15 protein-coding genes are annotated in these 17,180 nt (G+C 63.4%); 9 read left to right on the top strand and 6 right to left on the bottom strand.

What is annotated here, in order from left to right; genetic code table 11:
• Positions 1–169 precede the first annotated feature (169 nt).
• A complete protein-coding gene (locus EII26_RS08215) occupies positions 170–937 on the bottom strand; it encodes a Fic family protein (RefSeq protein WP_124888674.1) in 768 nt (255 codons plus the stop codon).
• A 203-nt stretch (positions 938–1,140) separates the two neighbouring features.
• On the opposite strand from EII26_RS08215, the gene EII26_RS08210 reads away from it, so the two are divergent.
• The 3 genes from EII26_RS08210 to lipA all read left to right on the top strand — a co-directional run bounded on the left by EII26_RS08210 (position 1,141) and on the right by lipA (position 4,282).
• Positions 1,141–1,875 carry a transposase gene (locus EII26_RS08210; protein WP_124888673.1) on the top strand — a complete coding sequence of 245 codons (735 nt, stop codon included), beginning with the start codon at positions 1,141–1,143 and terminating at the stop codon, positions 1,873–1,875.
• A gap of 537 nt (positions 1,876–2,412) precedes the next feature.
• The gene (locus EII26_RS08205) at positions 2,413–3,408 is read left to right on the top strand and encodes a lipoate--protein ligase (protein ID WP_158612211.1); all 996 of its coding nucleotides are present in this window, start codon (positions 2,413–2,415) and stop codon (positions 3,406–3,408) included.
• Positions 3,409–3,430: 22 nt separating this feature from the next.
• Positions 3,431–4,282, top strand: a complete 852-nt coding sequence (gene lipA, locus EII26_RS08200; protein WP_124888671.1) for a lipoyl synthase — start codon at positions 3,431–3,433, stop codon at positions 4,280–4,282.
• Between the two features lie 9 nt (positions 4,283–4,291).
• Here the strand turns inward: lipA and EII26_RS08195 are convergent, their stop codons facing one another.
• The 3 genes from EII26_RS08195 to EII26_RS08185 form a co-directional block, all read right to left on the bottom strand.
• Complete coding sequence (locus tag EII26_RS08195) at positions 4,292–5,938, bottom strand: ArnT family glycosyltransferase (RefSeq protein WP_124888670.1); 1,647 nt, start codon at positions 5,936–5,938, stop codon at positions 4,292–4,294.
• A gap of 12 nt (positions 5,939–5,950) precedes the next feature.
• Entirely contained in the window at positions 5,951–6,835 is an 885-nt protein-coding gene (locus EII26_RS08190) for a tetratricopeptide repeat protein (protein WP_158612210.1), read from the bottom strand.
• 66 nt (positions 6,836–6,901) lie between these two features.
• Positions 6,902–7,453, bottom strand: a complete 552-nt coding sequence (locus EII26_RS08185) for a hydrolase (RefSeq protein WP_124888668.1) — start codon at positions 7,451–7,453, stop codon at positions 6,902–6,904.
• Positions 7,454–7,637: 184 nt separating this feature from the next.
• Here EII26_RS08185 and proB point away from each other — a divergent pair, with 184 nt between their 5' ends.
• The 6 genes from proB to EII26_RS08155 all read left to right on the top strand — a co-directional run bounded on the left by proB (position 7,638) and on the right by EII26_RS08155 (position 15,867).
• The gene (gene proB, locus EII26_RS08180) at positions 7,638–8,753 is read left to right on the top strand and encodes a glutamate 5-kinase (RefSeq protein ID WP_124888667.1); all 1,116 of its coding nucleotides are present in this window, start codon (positions 7,638–7,640) and stop codon (positions 8,751–8,753) included.
• An 18-nt stretch (positions 8,754–8,771) separates the two neighbouring features.
• Positions 8,772–10,046: a glutamate-5-semialdehyde dehydrogenase gene (locus EII26_RS08175; protein ID WP_124888666.1), complete on the top strand. Its 1,275-nt coding sequence runs from the start codon at positions 8,772–8,774 to the stop codon at positions 10,044–10,046.
• A gap of 80 nt (positions 10,047–10,126) precedes the next feature.
• Positions 10,127–11,401, top strand: coding sequence for a sodium/glutamate symporter (gltS, locus tag EII26_RS08170; protein ID WP_124888665.1), 1,275 nt, complete (start codon positions 10,127–10,129; stop codon positions 11,399–11,401).
• A gap of 191 nt (positions 11,402–11,592) precedes the next feature.
• Positions 11,593–12,843, top strand: coding sequence for a sodium/glutamate symporter (locus EII26_RS08165; protein ID WP_124888664.1), 1,251 nt, complete (start codon positions 11,593–11,595; stop codon positions 12,841–12,843).
• 47 nt (positions 12,844–12,890) lie between these two features.
• Entirely contained in the window at positions 12,891–13,826 is a 936-nt protein-coding gene (locus EII26_RS08160; protein ID WP_124888663.1) for a phosphate acyltransferase, read from the top strand.
• A 43-nt stretch (positions 13,827–13,869) separates the two neighbouring features.
• Positions 13,870–15,867, top strand: a complete 1,998-nt coding sequence (locus EII26_RS08155; RefSeq protein WP_124888662.1) for a S9 family peptidase — start codon at positions 13,870–13,872, stop codon at positions 15,865–15,867.
• A 28-nt stretch (positions 15,868–15,895) separates the two neighbouring features.
• Here the strand turns inward: EII26_RS08155 and EII26_RS08150 are convergent, their stop codons facing one another.
• Positions 15,896–16,216: a branched-chain amino acid transporter permease gene (locus EII26_RS08150; RefSeq protein ID WP_199735142.1), complete on the bottom strand. Its 321-nt coding sequence runs from the start codon at positions 16,214–16,216 to the stop codon at positions 15,896–15,898.
• On the bottom strand, positions 16,213–16,908 hold the full coding sequence (locus EII26_RS08145) for an AzlC family ABC transporter permease (protein ID WP_124888661.1): 696 nt from the start codon (positions 16,906–16,908) through the stop codon (positions 16,213–16,215). The genes EII26_RS08150 and EII26_RS08145 overlap by 4 nt, the downstream gene beginning before the upstream one ends.
• Between the last annotated feature and the right edge of the window lie 272 nt (positions 16,909–17,180).

The raw sequence follows: 17,180 nt of genomic DNA, 5'->3' as shown, positions 1-17,180 counted from the left end.
CTACAATTCGCAGAACATGATCGTTGCGTACCTCTCGGAAGTCGAGTCCCTTGGGCAAATAGCGCGCGAATGAGTCCGTGGGGAGCAGCGTAAATCTTGAGGGACCTCGATGAGGGTCAGAACTTGAACTGCTTTCTTCTAATCCTGCCTTTGTCGATAGGACTGCATTTTACTCCGAGGAATTGAGATAAAGGTGGTGTTGCCGAACAGCCATGTCAAATAGCTCGTTCATTACCGTGTCGGCTGCCGCCGTTTCATAGAAGTTCGCCATAGAATGCAAAAACTCACGCGTCGGTCCCTCAATGACGACCGCCGGATATCCATACGACATCAGAATGGCATTCATGCACAGTGCTGCAGTTCTCTTGTTCGCATTCTCGAACGGCTGAGTTCGGGATATAAAAAGAAATGTCGCAAATGCGCGCTCTGGGACAGACAGAGCCCCTTTGTTGAGAAAATCAAGCCCCTGTTCCATGATCCCGCGGATTTGAGCGGGAGGTGGAGGAATGTAGCTGCTCTCCTCTATGCGAACGGGCATTTGGCGCAGTTGGCCAGGGTGTCGTACTTCGTCTCGAGCCAAGATTCCGTGCAGTCTGCCGATCAAATCGAGGTCGAGTGCAAAGGTTGAGGATTCCTGGTTTTTCAGTCGTTCAAACAGATAACGTGATGCTTGCCCATAATTTTCAACCGTGCGAATGGCCATCGTCGGCATATCTGCAACACCACGCCCATACTCGATGATGATTTTGGCATCGAGATCGGAGGTCTTGATGTTCTCAAACGTCCGCAGCGTTGATGCAACATAGGACGGGATTTCCCGAACGAAAGCATAAAGAGCGTCCTGACGGTCCGCAAGTGGATGCAGAGTCCTCGTCTTTTCGGGCGCGATATGCCAGGTGAATCCCAAGGAAACCTTCTGAGCAAATAGGTCTTCCATGTGATCCCTCCTTCCGAGAGGAAAACTATTTAATAGATGACATACGTATTTTGTATAGCCTCAACTTTCGCATTGAAAAAGGGCTGTAAAAAAGGGCCTTGCATCTTGCAAACAGAATAACGAGCCAGAAACAAGAAGAGGCATGGAAGCCTTTCGGGTAAAATTGTATCGTCCAAAAACACAATCCCCTGGAGGTCCATGCCATGCAAATCATAACACAAACCGCTGCTGCCTTAAACGAAACCTCTTCCATAACGGAGTCCTTCTTCAGCGCCTTCAAACTTGGCTCCCTTCTGAAGAAAAGCGGAGCCTACAAGACAAAAGGCATTCCGGTGCTCGGAATTTTTCGCCAACTCTTCGAGCTGGCCTTCATTCACAAAAAACTGTTCGAAGCCCTCCGTGCAGGAGGCGCCGTCTTTGCTGCAAAAGACACCTTCTATCGGTTCCTCAACTCGCTCGAGGCGGAGCTTCAGTCGCTTCCCGTACGCCTCGTTTTTGTCCGTAACCGAAGGAAGCGGAAGGAGTATCTGGTTCTGCTCCCCACGGATCGTTCTCTTTCGGAGGAGGAGGTCGTTCGTCTTTACGGCAAACGTTGGAGTATCGAAGTGTTTTTCAAAACCTGCAAGTCGTTGCTGCGCCCGACAAGGAAATGCCAGTCCATCAGTTATGACGCGATGAGCGCGTGGATATCCATGGTGTTCGCGCGTTACGTGATGCTGGCGTACCTGAATCGACTCGATGCGGACGAGCGAACGGCGGGAGAGCTGTTTTACAGCGTCTGTGACGAACTTGCGGACATCACGTTGCTGGAAGCCTTTGAGCTTCTGAATAAGGGGCTGGGTGGCGTATGTGTCGGAGAAGCTGTGCCTGTCGGAAGAGGACCTGAGTGCAATGCTCGAAGTCTTCCCGGCCTCCCTTCCGGCCCCATTGAGAAATAAACTGAAACTGTCCGCATGAACGGGTTCCTTTAGCGGTTCAGGATCAATAGATGCCCTGATAACAACGGTTTACATCCTAAAACCAGATGCGAAAGTTGAGTCGTTTACTTGTCCCATCACGACCTTCGAGAACGACGAGGCGAGACCATGTACCGAGGCACTACACAAGAAGCTGCAGAAACCGAACTTCAGCAAGAGTAAAGGCTTTCCCATCGATAGTGATGAGGATACCCTGAACCTGAGCGACTCGCCATGCTACACAGTCCGCCCAAACTGGACTCCAGTCAAGAAACAGGACGCGGTAAAAACCTCGATACGCACAAATACGGAACGCTTGTGCCACTCCTGGGTACAAAAACATCTCTAAATTCAGCTCCTCCTTCCTGAAAAATTCAGAGACTCGTACCGGCCGGGAGGCCGCAATATCCGAATTCGCTCTCCAGACCGCGCCGGCTCGCCGCCAGGCCGCACAAGGATGCCCGCCATAGGCCGTGTGGTGTACAATGAGGACAACACGACATCGAGGAGGCGCATCCCTTGCTGCTGATAGAAAATCCGTCCACCGACCCCGCGTACAACCACGCGCTCGAGGAGTATCTGCTGAAGAACCTTCAGGAGGACGTCTTCATGGTCTGGCAGAACGTGCCGACGATCCTCATCGGCCGGAACCAGGACGCCCTCTGCGAGTACGACGCCGATTACGTCCGGGAGAAGGGCATCCGCGTGGTGCGCCGGCTCTCGGGCGGCGGGACCATTTACTGCGACCTCAAGAATCTGCAGTACACCCTCATCGCCCCCTTCCGGGACGATGGGGAGAACCCGTTCCTGAAGTTCGCCGCACCGGTCGTCGGCGCCCTGAGGCAGCTCGGGATCGACGCGGAGTTCACGGGCCGAAACGACATCACCGTAGAGGGCAAAAAGGTCTCCGGCAACGCCCAGTTCCGGTACGAGAACCGGGTGCTGCACCACGGGACGCTCCTGTTCGACGTGGACAGGGAGGCCATCTCCAAGGCGCTGCGGCCCAACCCGGTCAAGTTCGTGAACAAGCAGGTCCGGTCCGTCGCCAGCCGGATCGGGACGCTTGCCGAATACGTGCGCATGGACGTTCGGGAGTTCATGGAGCACCTTAAGGGACACTTCATGAATCACTACGGCATCCGGGAGACCTACGCCCTCCGCGAGGACGGGCTGCGGGAGGTGATGCGGATCAAGCGGGAACGCTTCGACTCCCCCTCCTGGAACCTGGGGGTCCGGCATCGATTCACCCACGGCTACGACGTCCGCCACCCCTTCGGCATGATCGGCTACCGTCTCGACGTCGACGCGGGGGTCATCCGGCACGCGGAGATCCTGGGGGACTTCTTCGGGGATCGGGACGTCCTCGAGCTCGCGAGGCGCCTGGAGGGAAACGCACTGGACCATGCGGAGCTCTCCCGGGGACTTGAGGGCATTCGTGTCGACGACTACATCCGCGGCATGGAGAACGGCGCCCTGATCGAGGACCTTCTGGCCGCCCGCACCACGGCCGCGTAAAAACAGAGGGAGGGATTTTTCCATGACGGCCCCAAAAACGGCCTTGCGCAAGCCCGAGTGGCTGAAGATCAAGATTCAGGGGGGACGCCCGTTTCAGGAGGTCGAGGAGCTCCTGAGGAGCCTGCACCTGAACACCGTATGTCAGGAGGCCAACTGTCCCAACCGCATGGAGTGCTACGGCAAGAGGACGGCGACCTTCATCATTCTGGGGCGGAACTGCACGCGCAACTGCACCTTCTGCAACGTCAGCCGGGAGCTTCCCGACCCCGTGGACCCGCTCGAGCCCGCGCACGTCGCCAGGGCGGTCCGTTCGCTGAAGCTCCGCCACGCCGTCGTCACCTCCGTCACGCGGGACGACCTCCCCGATCAGGGCGCGGAGCAGTTCGCCGCCTGCGTCCGGGAGATCCGGGCCCAGTGCCCGGAGACGACCATCGAGCTGCTCATCCCCGATATGCAGGGGCGCGAGGACCTTCTGGACATCATCCTGGCGGAACGGCCGGACGTCCTGAACCACAACGTGGAGACGGTGCCCTCCCTCTATCACAAGGTCCGGCCGCAGGCCGACTTCGAGCGGTCCCTCGCCGTCCTCCGCTACGCGAAGAGCAAGGGCTTCAAGACGAAGTCGGGCATCATGGTCGGGCTCGGAGAGCGGGAGGACGAGGTGATCGCCGTCATGGAACGGCTGAGGGAGGGGGACTGCGACATGCTGACCGTGGGGCAGTACCTGCAGCCGACGGCGCAGCACATCGCAGTCTACGAGTACGTCACGCCGGAGACCTTCGAGCGCTATCGCGCCAAGGCCCTGGAGCTCGGCTTCGCACGGGTGGCCTCCGGCCCCTTCGTCCGGAGCTCCTACAAGGCGGAGGCTCTGTAGCGGCGGGGGCTAGCGGAAGGGGACGTCCGCGGAGACGGGGTGGAGGGCCCCGGCGTTGAGGGGGGTCTTCCGGTTGCTCAGCAGCAGGACCCTTCCCCCGTCATGAATCACGTTGACATCCTGGGGCAGGGGCGCGTGGAGCGTCTGCTCGCTCTCGATGAGCAAAAAGGCCCTGCCCTTGCCCCCCCAGAGACGATGCAGCGCGGTGTCGCTTCCCGTCGGCTGCTCCAGCAGCCCCGGAACCAGCGGAGCGTTGATGAGCTCGGAGCTCCGCAGCGTGTAGAAGAACAGGGATGGACGGTTCATCGCGTACTGCACCAGAGTGTCCCCTCTGTGCATCTCCCCTCGAAGCAGGGTCCCCTCGTCATGAAGGGAGGAGCGCTCCGCCACGAGGTCGAAGGCCCCGGCCAGAGGAAGAAGCCCCATCAGGGCGACGGCCGAGACGTTGCGCATCAGCTTGACCAACTGCCTTGTCCGGGCATAGTACCAGCCCGCCAGGGCGACGAGCGCCATAAAGAACGCCCACATCAAGATCGAGGACCACGCGTCCGAAAGGAAGGGCGGGAGGCCGAAGAGCAGGACCGGGAGCCCCAGCACCAGGAACAGGGCGATGTAGAGGATATTGAGCGCCACAGAGCTCTGAACCCTGAGGATTTCGTTCGCCTCCACCCACTCGTCCAGGCGGTCCCCGGCCAGGGCCGCCAGCGGAGGAAGACAGGCGACGAGGGCCAGGGCATCCCCCATAAGCACCCCGAACACGAGGAAGATCCCGGCCCAGAGGAGCAGAAAGAGCCTCGGCCCCTCCGGGTTCAGCAGGTCCTCGCCGTTCCTCGGCCAGGATTCCGTGACCGCCTGCCACAGAATCCCCGTCCACGGCACGGTCCCCGCCAGAAGCATCGGAAGGGCCAAGGGCAGCGACGGCAGAAACACCGGCGTTCGATAGCCCATCAGCGTCAGGATCATGGGGTTCTTAGAGTACAGCAGGAAAACGTAGCCCAAGACCAGCAGAGCGGAGACCGCCACGCCCGGCCCATAGAGCAGGGGCCCCGTCAAGGAGGCGGAGTCATCGGTCAGAACCGAGTAGAGGTAAAGACAAAGCCACGGCAGGAGGAGCCCCTCGGGCCCCTGGACGATAAAGGCCAGGGCGGCGGCGGCATGGGCCCAGACGGCATGGCGGCGATCCTCCCAGGCCCTGACGAACGCCGCCAGCGCGAAAGTGACGAGGCAGGCGTAGAGGGCATGCGGCGCGGCCAGCTGGGACGCGACGAAGCTCAGGGGCATCGACCCCGTAAGCACCGCGGCCAGTCGTGCCCCGCGAGGACGGGCCCTTCCCAGGACCATGGCGGAGGCGAGGGCCATGCCGAGCCCGGAGAGGGCAGGAACGAGGCGAACCGCAAACTCCCCCCACCCGAAGAATCCCAGGGACAGCGCCTCGAGCCACCAGAACCCGATGGATTTCCCGGCGTAGGGGACGCCCCCCACCTCGGGCATCAGGGAGGACCCCCGTGCCGCGGCATTCAGCCCCACGGAGGCGTGGATGCCCTCGAGAGGATCCAGAAGCCCGTGATCGCCGATCCCCCGCAGATACAGGTATCCCAGGGTCAGGGCGATCAGCAAAACGGTTTTGTGGCGGAAACAGAACGACTTCAAGGACAAGGCGTCACCCCATCAGAACCGTATGTCGCGCGAAAGGGCCTTGACGAGGTTGCATCCGAGGAGCGTCAAGGCACTCGGCTCGAGCGCGAACGGAACCCTCCCCAGATAGACCCCGTCGAGCTTGATGTAATCGCCGGGATTCAGGCCGGTCAGGGGGTTCGCCAGGGAGGGAGCGTAGAAGACCGCCAACAGGTTGTCCTTCGGAACGAGCGAGGGATTGGGCCCCCCCAACTTGAGGGCGTAGCCGTAATCGTTGAGCCTCCGCACGGCACTCACGTAACCGCTGACGACGATACGCCTGTCCTTCCACCGGGCGTCGAACGACACCTCTCCCTGGGCCATCTCCAGCGCCAGGGCGCCCGCCTCCTGAACGCCCGCGTTCCGATCCGCGATGCGCTGTTCGATATCGCGATAGAGGGGGACGAAGGGCTCGAATCCCTGTTCGACCAGGGGCTTGAGCAGCGACAGCGCGTCGTCCAGCCGGCGCTCCCCGCCATGGGCGTTGGCATAAAAAAACGCCAGGACGTAATCCACGTAAGGGTCCTTGCCTTGGAGCGCCTCGAGCTTGGTGCGCCACACCATGGGAGAACGCGTCTCCCCCCCCACGCCGGAGAGGGAGAAATTCGCCAGCTGCGCCATGGCCCGATAGTTGCCCTTGTTCGCCGCCTTGTGATACCAGTACGCGGCCTTGTCCTCGTCCTGCTCCACGCCCTCGCCGTAGTCGTACATCACGGCGATCGCGGTCATGCAGCGCGGGTCGTCGGAGGCCAGCATCCACTGATTCAGGGCCTCCGTGTAATCCCCGTCCCGACGGGCCTCGAGCCCCTTCTCGTAATTGGCCTCCGCACACCCCGAGACGAACAGAAGAAACAGCAACGTCGCCAACGTCCCTCTCATTCCCGATCCCTCCCGGCGGCAGCGTCCGATCGAAAAAAACATTCCATCACCTTCAAGGAGCGGCCGCTACTTGAAAAGGGGGAGCAAGGCCTTGAACTCCGGCGTGCCCGCGGCCCCCAGCATTCGATACACGACCGTCTCCGTCGGCACGACGAGGGCTCCGCCCCTCCGGACCGCGTCCAGGGCCAGGGCGTGATTCTCCGAACTGCGGCTGCCGCAGGCGTCGGCGGCCAGGACGACGTTCCGCCCCCGGTCGATCAGGTCCATGACGGTGGACAGGATGCAGATGTGGGTCTCGATGCCGAACACGACGGTCACGGAGCGCCCCAGGGCATCGAGCGCCTCGTCGAAACCGGCGCACCCGCAGCAGGAGAAGCGCGTCTTCTCAAGGCGCGGCGTTCCGGCCGGGACAAGCTCGTTCAGCTCGGGCAGGGTGGGGCCGATCCCCTTGGGATACTGCTCGGTAACGATCAGCGGCAGCTTCAGCACCTTTGCCGCAGTCAGCAGACGCACGGCGTTCCGCAGCACGGCCTCGTTCCCGTCGATACTGGGCATCAGGCGCTCCTGGATATCGACCATCAAAAAAGCCGTATTCTCCGCTTGGACGGAGCCAAACATTGGACCCACTCTCCTTCAGGCGTTCCAAAACTTTTCTCGACAAGGGCAAGCACGAAAAATCCGGTCCCTTCCTCTTTAGGAGCGTTTTCATTATACAATAGGAGAATCAAGGAACTTCGCGACGCCCGCGGAACTTCGACGGCCGGAGCGGAACCTCAAAGAACGCAAAAGAAGGAGAATCGACTTGGAACGTGAAAATCTGCGCGGCTGCAGGCGCATCGTCGTGAAGGTGGGAACCAGCTCCATCACCTACCCCACGGGGCAGATCAACCTGGAGAAAATGGAACTTCTGGTCCGGGAGGTCTCCGACCTGCACAACTCCGGCCGTGAACTGATCCTCGTCAGTTCCGGGGCCGTCGGGGCCGGGGCCGGAAAGCTGGGACGCATGCCTTCGACCCTGCCGGAAAAACAGGCGTTGGCCGCCGTCGGGCAGGGGCTCCTGATGCAGATGTATGAAAAATTCTTCGCGGAGTACTCCAAGAGCGTGGCCCAGGTCCTCCTGACGCGGGACTGTTTCTCCGAGCCGGGACGTTACCTGAACTCCCGCAATACGATCTTTGCGCTGCTGGACTACGGCGTGATCCCCATCGTCAACGAGAACGACACCGTTGCGGTCCACGAGCTGAAGTTCGGGGACAACGACCGGCTCTCCGCCATGGTCGCCTGCAACGCGGGGGCCGACCTGCTGATGATCCTGTCGGACATCGACGGCCTCTACGACGCCGATCCCCGCAGGAACCCCGGCGCGCGCCTGATCCCGAAGGTCTCCGTCGTCACGGAGGCGATGGAGGCCAACTCGACGACGAGGGGCAGCTCCATGTCCAGCGGGGGGATGGCCACCAAGCTGGCCGCGGCGCGGATCACGATGGCCAACGGAATCCCCATGGTGATCGCATCGAGCGACGAACGCAACGTGATCCGGCGCATCGCCGGGGGCGAGGAGGTCGGCACCTTCTTCATCCCCAGCCGGGAGGGATACGCCGCACGCCGGCAGTGGCTGGCCGTCGGCAGCGCCCCCAAGGGAGTCCTGCGGGTGGACGAAGGGGCCGAGCGGGCCCTCGTCCACCAGGGAAAAAGCCTCCTGCCCTCCGGGGTCCGGGACATCGAGGGGAACTTCCGGCCGGGGGACGTGGTCTCCATCCGCAACGGCGCCAACCAGGAGGTGGCCAGGGGGATCAGCAACTACGCCTCCGGGGACGCGCGCAGGATCCTCGGCCGCCGGTCGGGGGAGATCGCCTCCATACTGGGCGTCTGCGACTACGAGGAACTGGTGCACCGAAACAACATGGCCCTGGTCTGAACGAAAGGACGGAAACGCATGAGCATGGAGCACGAACTGGCACAAATGGGAGACCGGGCCCGGGCGGCCGCACGGGAGCTGGCGGTCGCGGGGGCGGAGGCCAAAAACGGCGCGCTGCGAGCCATGGCGGCGGCGCTCCGCAAGGACTCCGGCCTCATCCGCTCGGAGAACGCGAAGGACCTCGAGGACGGCCGTGCCGCCGGGCTCTCCGCGGCGACCCTGGACCGCCTCGCCCTGGACGAATCCCGCATCGAGGGGATGGCGTCCGGCCTGGAGGAGATCGCCGCCCTCCAGGACCCCATCGGCACGGTCCTGGGGATGTGGACGGTGGATCGGGGCCTCAAGGTGGGACGCGTCCGAGTCCCTCTGGGCGTGGTGGGCATCATCTACGAGGCCCGGCCCAACGTGACCGCCGACGCGGCGGGGCTGTGCCTGAAATCGGGCAACGCCGTCATCCTCAGGGGCGGCAAGGAGGCCCTGCGCTCCAACGTCGCCATCGCGGGCGCCCTTCGGGCGGCGGCCACGGGAGCGGGAATGCCGGAGGGGGCCGTCCAGCTCGTCTCCAACCCCGACCGCACGGCCTCCGTCGGGCTGATGCGCCTCCAGGCCCTGGACGTTCTGATCCCCCGCGGGGGCAAGGCGCTGAAGGCGGCCGTGACCGAACACGCCCGAGTCCCCTACATCATGACGGGCGACGGCAACTGCCACACCTTCGTCGACGCCTCGGCGGACGTCGACATGGCCCTCGACATCGCGGTCAACGCAAAGACGCAGCGCAGCGCGGTCTGCAACGCCATGGAGACGCTGCTGGTCCACAGGGACATCGCGAAGCGATTCGTCCCTGCGGCGATGGAGGCGATGGCGTCCCGCGGCGTGGAGCTCCGCGGGGACGAGGACATCCGGGCCCTCTATCCGGACGCCAAGCCCGCCTCGGAGGAGGACTGGGACACGGAGTACCACGACATGATCCTGGCCGTCCGGGTGGTGGACGGCATCGAGGAGGCCATGGAGCACATCCACCGGCACGGAACGAAACACAGCGAGGCCATCGTGACGGAGAGCTACGCCAACGCACAGCGATTCCTGGCCGGCGTTGACGCGGCCGCCGTCTACGTCAACGCCTCGACGCGCTTCACCGACGGGGGCGTGTTCGGGTTCGGGGCCGAGATGGGCATCAGCACGCAGAAGCTGCACGCCCGCGGCCCCATGGGCATCGAACAGCTCACGTCCACCAAGTTCGTCATCTACGGCACCGGCCAGATCCGGGGAACCAACCCCGAGCCGCTCCGCTAGGGACGCTCCGCCGCAATGTCGAGCGGCGGCACCGATTCTGTTCTGTATCGGCAAAAAATCATGAAAGGACGTGTATCGTTTTGAATTGGGAGACGATCAACGGAGTGTTCACCCTCAGCTTCGACCCCTTGTTCACCACGGCCATCGCGGCCATCCTCTACATGATCGGCGTCGGACTCCGGCGCAAAATAGCTTTCCTGACGCGCTACAGCATTCCCGCCGCGGTTATCGGCGGGCTCGTTATGGCTCTGATCACCCTCTTTTTACACCATCGGGGCGGAGCCACGGTGAAATTCCAGACCACGCTCCAGAGCCCCATGATGCTGGCGTTCTTCACCACGGTCGGAATCGGCGGAAGCCTGGGGCTCCTGAAAAAAGGAGGGCGGGCGTTGATCGTCTACCTCTGCGCCTGCTGGGGACTCGCGGTGTTCCAGAACGCATTCGGAGCCTCCTTGGCCAAGATCTTCGGCATTCATCCGGTTCTGGGCGTCATGGCCGGTGCGGTCTCCCTGGAGGGCGGACACGGAGCGGCCGCGGCATTCGGCCCCACGGCGGAGGCCATGGGGATCGCCGGGGCCAAGGCCGTCGCCATCGCATCGGCGACCTTCGGCCTGATTGCGGGCGGGATCATGGGAGGGCCTCTGGCAACCTGGCTGATCCAGCGCAACAAACTGGAGCTCTCCGCCTCTCAGGACGCGCTTTACAAGACGCATCCGGACCTCGAGACAATGTCGAGGGAGACCGACAGTTTCGACCTCTTCCGCATGCTGACCCTGGTGCTCGCCCTCATGGCGCTGGGCTCCATGGCCTCCGGCTGGTTCAATGATCAGGCCAAGAACGTCTGGAAATGGCAGAACTTCTCCCTTCCCGGGTACGTCGGAGCCATGTTCGCAGCCGTGATCTTCCGCAACCTGAACGATGGACTCAAGGTCGTCAGGCTTCACGAGCGAGCCATCGAACTCATCGCGGACATCTCCATCGGCATCTTCCTGACGATGGCCATGATGAGCCTGCGCATCTGGGACCTCTACGATCTGGCCATCCCGCTGATCGCCATTCTGTTGCTCCAGGTACTGAGCATCGCGATCATCGCCATTTTCGTTCTCTTCCGTCTTCTGGGCAGGGACTACGATGCGGCCGTCATCTGCTCCGGCTTCGTCGGACACGGGCTCGGAGCGACCCCCAACGCGGTCTCCAACATGAGTGCGGTATGCGAGCGCTACGGAGTGATCTCCTACAAGGCATTTCTCATCGTCCCGCTGTGCGGCGCGGTGCTGATCGACCTGGTGGGAATCCCCAACATCGTCTGGTTCATCAATCGCCTCGCGGCTGCCTTTCCTGTCGTCACACCCTGAGCTCCCCACCCGAGGCAACCGGTACCAAACGCCCTACGAAAATCCGCCCCAAGGCTTCCCTCCGGGCGGATTTTCCCTCCCATACTCAGAAATACTCCCGTTGAGTAAAGTCCGGGGCTTCTATATAATGTGACCCTGGGCCCGGACATCCGGGCCAATCGACAGCCTGATTCGGAAAGGGCACCATTTGTATGGAAGTCTCAAGCATTCAAGGCTTTGCGAACGTTCAATTCGACCCCGTGTTCACCGCAGCGATCGCCTCGCTCCTCTTTCTTCTGGGCGTCGGTCTGAGAAACCGCTACGAGATCTTCAGGCGCCTGTGCATTCCCGCCGGAGTCATCGGAGGCCTCCTGGCCGCGGCGACGACCTTCTCGCTGAGCGCATCGGGGGTCGCCGCGGTCAATTTCGACCTCAGCCTGCAAATACCGATGATCGCCGTATTCTTCACCCGAATCGGCCTCACGGGAAGCTTTCGCGCCTTTCATCGGGGCGGCGAGACGCTCTTCCTCTATCTCTGTTGTTGCTGGGGCCTGGCCCTGTTGCAGAACATCGTGGGGGTGTCGGCCGCAAAGCTCCTCGGACTCCATCCCCTGCTGGGCGTCATGGCGGGCGCCGTGTCCCTCCAGGGCGGGCACAGCCTGGCCGTCATCTTCGGCCCATCGGCCGAATCCCTGGGGGCGGAGGGAGCGCTGGTCGTCGCCGTGGCGGCGGCCACCTTCGGGATCATCGTCGGAGGCACCCTGGGGGCCCCCGTCGCGGACTGGCTGGTCCGCCGAAAAAATCTGAAGCTCACGACGGACCTGGAATTCTTCAAGAAGGGCTACCACGACTCCGAGGAGCGGGAGGCCATCACGATCAACGACTTCATCCACACGTTGGGGCTCCTCCTGGCCCTGATGGCGTTCGGGCGCTGGGGGGCGGATCGGCTGCAGCACTGGGCCAGAGAGGTCTGGGGCTGGGGGAACTTCACCTTCCCCGGATATCTGGGCGCGATGTTTCTGGCGGTGGCGTTCCGCAACCTGAACGACGCCCTGAAGATCGTTCGCATCCACCCCCAGTGCCTCGACCTGATCTCGACGGTATCGGTCAGCCTCTTTCTGACCACCTCGATGATGAGCGTCAGGATCGGCGAACTTTACGGCCTGGCCCTTCCGCTGCTGGCGATCCTGGCCGTTCAGACCGCCATGATCCTCCTGATGACGGTATTCGTCATCTTTCCCCTGATGGGCGGGGATTACGACGCGGCGATCATCTGCTCCGGCTTCATCGGCCACGGGCTTGGAGCCCCGCCGAGCGCCGTCTCGATGATGCGGGCGGCCTGCGACCACCACAATCTGGTCTCCTACAAGGCCTTTCTGATCGTCCCCCTCTGCGGGGCCGCCCTGATCGACCTGTTCGCGATCCCGAACATCCTCTGGTTCATGAGGTCGCTGGCGCACTGACGGACGGCGCCGAACCTTCGACGCCCATTTCAAGGAGGTGTGAAACGATGGAATACCGGAACTTCGAGGTGCTCGTCGAACGGGCCCGGGCCCTGCCGGGCAAGCGCCGATGCGTCGTGGCCGGCGCGGAGGACGAGCACGTACTGGAGGCGGTCCTCGCGGCGGAAAAGGCGGGAATCATCGGCCTCCCCGTACTGACGGGCAACGCACGCCACGTCGCGGAGCTGGTCCGATCCCTGGGCGGAGCCCCGGACCGGTGCGTCCTCTCCGACGTCCCGGACGGCGAGAACCCGGCCCAGCGCGCCGTGGAGCTGATCGCCTCCGGGGCCGGAGACTTCCTGGTCAAGGGCAGGATGGATACGAAGGACCTGTTGAAGCCCGTCGTGGACCGAGCGAACAACCTGCATACCGAGGACTCCCCCTCCGGCGGCCTGATGTCGCACCTCGCTTTCTTCCAGATCCCCGGCGTCGACCGGCTCGTGGTGGTGACCGACGGCGGCATGGTCGTGTATCCCGACCTGAACCGGAAGAAGGGGCTGATCCTGAACGCCGTGACGACGCTGAGGGCGATGGGCTGGGAGCGCCCCAGGGTGGCCGTGCTCTGCGCGATCGAGAAGCTGAACCCCAAGATGCGCGAGACCGTGGAGGCCGCCGAGCTGACGGAGATGAACCGGCGCGGGGAGATCGACGGCTGCATCGTCGAGGGCCCCATCTCCTACGACGTGGCGATGAGCCCCGAGATCGCCGCGATCAAGGGCTACGAGAGCGAGAACTGCGGCCGCTTCGACGTCCTGCTGACGCCCGACATGACGGCCGGCAACCTTTTGGGCAAGAGCCTTCTGGTGTCGGCCCACGCGCAGCTGGCCGGGATCGTCGTCGGGGCGAAGATCCCCGTTGTGGTCACCTCCCGCGGATCGAGCGCCGAGGAAAAGTTCCATTCCATCGCGCTCTGCGCCGTAGCCTCCGCGCCTCACTTGGACTGAACATCGCCGCCTACTCTGGCTGCAGGAAGGAACATCCGAAACCATGGAAAAAAGCACAGAAAAACTTCAGAACACGCGCATCACGTTCCACGATCTCCTTCAATACCGTTTCCTGTCGGCCCCGCGCTTCTCCCCCGACGGTTCCAAGATCGCCTTTGCCGTCCACCAGGCCGACCTGGAGAACAACCGCTATCTCTCCGACCTGTGGATCTACGACCTGGCCACCGAGACCCGTTTCCGTCTGACCGCCACGGGCGCGGAGAAGGCCTTCTGCTGGGACGTCTCGGGGACCGGTCTGATTTTCGTCAGCGGCCGGGAACGCCAGCCAGTCGAGCACAAGCCCAAGGAGGACGCGGAGAAACGGCGTGCCGAGGCCGCCCGCATCTACCGCATCCCGGTGGCGGGGGGCGAGGCCCGCTTTTTGGCGGAGGTCCCCCGGACCGTGGCCGCGCTCTGGGCGCTCGACGAGGAGCGCCTCCTGCTCCAGACCGTCGATGCGCGTCCGGAGGACCGGTTCGAGGACGCGGACTACGAGGTCTTCGAGCAGATCCCCTTCTGCTCGAACGGCAAGGGGTTCACCGGTCAGTCCCGAAGGACGCTCTCCCTGCTCGCCCTTGGTTCGGGCGAGCTCGAGGACCTGTCGCCGCACGACATGGAGGTGCGTCAGGTGCGCCTCTCGCCCGACCGCAGGCGGGCGCTGGCGACGGGGGTCGTCTATGGGGACGCGATGCCGGAGACGAGCGGGGTCTGGGAGTTCGACCTGGAGGCGAAGGCCGTGACCGAACGCGCCCCCCAGGCCCAATTCGCATGGTCCTGCGCGGACGTGTTCGCGGGCGGACTCCTGCTGACCGGCACGGACATGAAGCGCCACGGGCACAACGAGAACGTGCGCTTCTACCGGGCGGCGAACGGCGCTCCGCAATGCCTGACGCCCGACCTCGACCGGAGCCTGAGGAACTCCATCATCTGCGACTGCCGCTACGGAACGACCGACCAGGCGCACGCCTTCCTCGTGGACGGCGACCGGGCGTGGTTCGTCTCCACGGACGGATGCCGCTCGCACCTGCACGCCATCGACGCTCAGGGCGGCATCGAGCAGATCTCGCGGGAGCTGCGCAGCATCGACGAATACGACGTTCGCGGCGGCCGTGCGGCCGTCGTCGGCCTCGAGGGGCTGGGGCTCCAGGAGCTGTACCTCGTGGAGCCCGGCAGGGAACGGCGTCTCACGGACTTCAACGCGAAGGCCCTCGCGGGAAAGGACCTGAGCGTGCCCGAGCACGTCCGCCTGGAGAACGGTTCCCCCGAGGGGCTCGACTGCTGGTACATGCGTCCCGTCGGTTTCGAGGTCGGCAAGAAGTACCCGACCCTGCTGCACATCCATGGCGGGCCCAAGGCGACGTTCAGCGACGTCTTCGTGCACGAGATGCAGTGCTGGGCGGCGGAGGGGTTTGTCGTGCTGTTCTGCAACCCGCGGGGCAGCGACGGAAAGGGCAACGCCTTTGCCGATGTCCGGGGCAAGTACGGCACCATCGATTACGAGGACCTGATGGCCTTCGTGGACTGGGCCGTCGACACTCTTCCCTTCGTGGACCGAGACCGGATGGGCGTGACCGGCGGCTCCTACGGCGGGTTCATGACCAACTGGATCGTCGGTCATACCGACCGTTTCCGGGCGGCCGTGACGCAGCGGAGCATCTGCAACTGGGTCTCGATGGCCGGCATCTCCGACATCGGATACTTCTTCGTCCCGGACCAGCAGGCGGCCGACGTCTGGAGCGACGTGGACAAGCTCTGGCAGCACTCCCCCCTGAAATACGCCGACCAGGTGAGGACCCCGACCCTGCTCATCCACTCGGACGAGGACCATCGCTGCGAGATCTCGCAGGGGCTCCAGTTCTTCACGGCCCTCAAGCGCAACGGCGTGGAGGCCCGCCTGTGCGTCTTCAAGGGCGAGAACCACGAGCTGAGCCGCTCCGGCCGTCCCAGACCGCGCCTGGCCAGGCTGCAGGAGATCGTGCGCTGGTTCAAGGATAAAGTGTAGGGGGTGCGGGGAAAAGTCCCTCCCCCCGCTAGAGCAGCCGAATCAAGAACATATAGAGCGCCGTCCCCAGAAACACGCTGAGGATGGCGCTCTTCTTCAGGATCTGGGCAGCGACGACGACGGCCACGGCGGACAGCTCCGCGATCCCGTAGGGCCAGGCCGTCAGCTTGACGTGCCTCAGGCAATGGACCACCAGGACGACCATGATGGAGGCGGGCAGCACCGCGCCGAGGTAGCGGAGGAAACCGGGCACCTCCCTGTTTCCGCCGAACAGAAGATAGGGCAGGCCACGGGTCAGCATCGTGACGAGGGCGACGACGGCCAGGACCGACAGGGAGCCGAGGCTCACGATGCGCCACCCCCCATTCCCAGGGCGACCCGGTCCCTGAGGACGAGCAGCACGATCAGGCTTGCGGACAGAGCAGGCAGAAGGAAGCGGTCCGGCCCCAGGAGGCCGTAGAAGGCGAGCGCGGCGAGGAACCCCGCGACGGCGGGAATGTGAGATCCGAACCGGCGCCACTGATCGACGCAGATCGTCGTGAAGAACGCCGTGGCGGAGAACTCTATGCCCCGCATGTCGAAGGGCATCGTCCGGCCGAACAGGGCCCCCGCAAGGCAGCTGAAGGCCCAGAGCAGATGGCACGTCGCGGCGATGCAGAGGTCGGCCTTCCGCGAATCCATTTCCGGCGGGTACTCGATGGAACAGAGCACGGAATAGGTCTCGTCGGTCACCGTGAGGGCCAGATAGGGGGACATCCAGCCCCGGCCGCGGAACCGTTCGACGAACCCCAGGCCGTAGAAGATGTGACGCGCGTTGACGAAGAACGTCATGAATGCGATGGCGTAGAGGGGGACCCCGGAGAGCATGAGCGAGATCATGACGATCTGCATCGAACCGGCATAGATCAGGAGACCGGCCAGGAACGTCCAGAGGACCGAGTGGCCGGCCTCGACGGCCAAGACCCCGAAGGCGATGCCGATGAACAGATACCCCACGGTCAGAGGCGCTATGTGCTTCAGGACAAAGCGGAACGGACTCACGATACGCACTTCCCCCTCGCGGAAAAATTGGGCTTATTATCCCACAACCCGGCGGCCGGTCGCCCCATCGCTCCCGGAGGCCGCAGAAAACGCCGAAAAGCCTCCCCCGTCGCCGAAAAGGCCGTGCCGATTCACCTGGCCCCCGCTCCCGTCCTCGATTATAATGATGAAGGGACTTGCCTCTTCCTCGCGTACCCAAAGAGGAGCGGCACGCAGCCGGGCCGGCGCTGCGGCCCGGGATTTCTTGCGGCGCTCCTCCTCGCCCGCCGGAG

Source organism: Fretibacterium sp. OH1220_COT-178 (assembly GCF_003860125.1).
Lineage (GTDB): Bacteria > Synergistota > Synergistia > Synergistales > Aminobacteriaceae > CAJPSE01.
The sequence above is the reverse complement of the archived record's forward strand: the minus strand, read 5'-3'. Positions and strand labels throughout refer to the sequence as shown.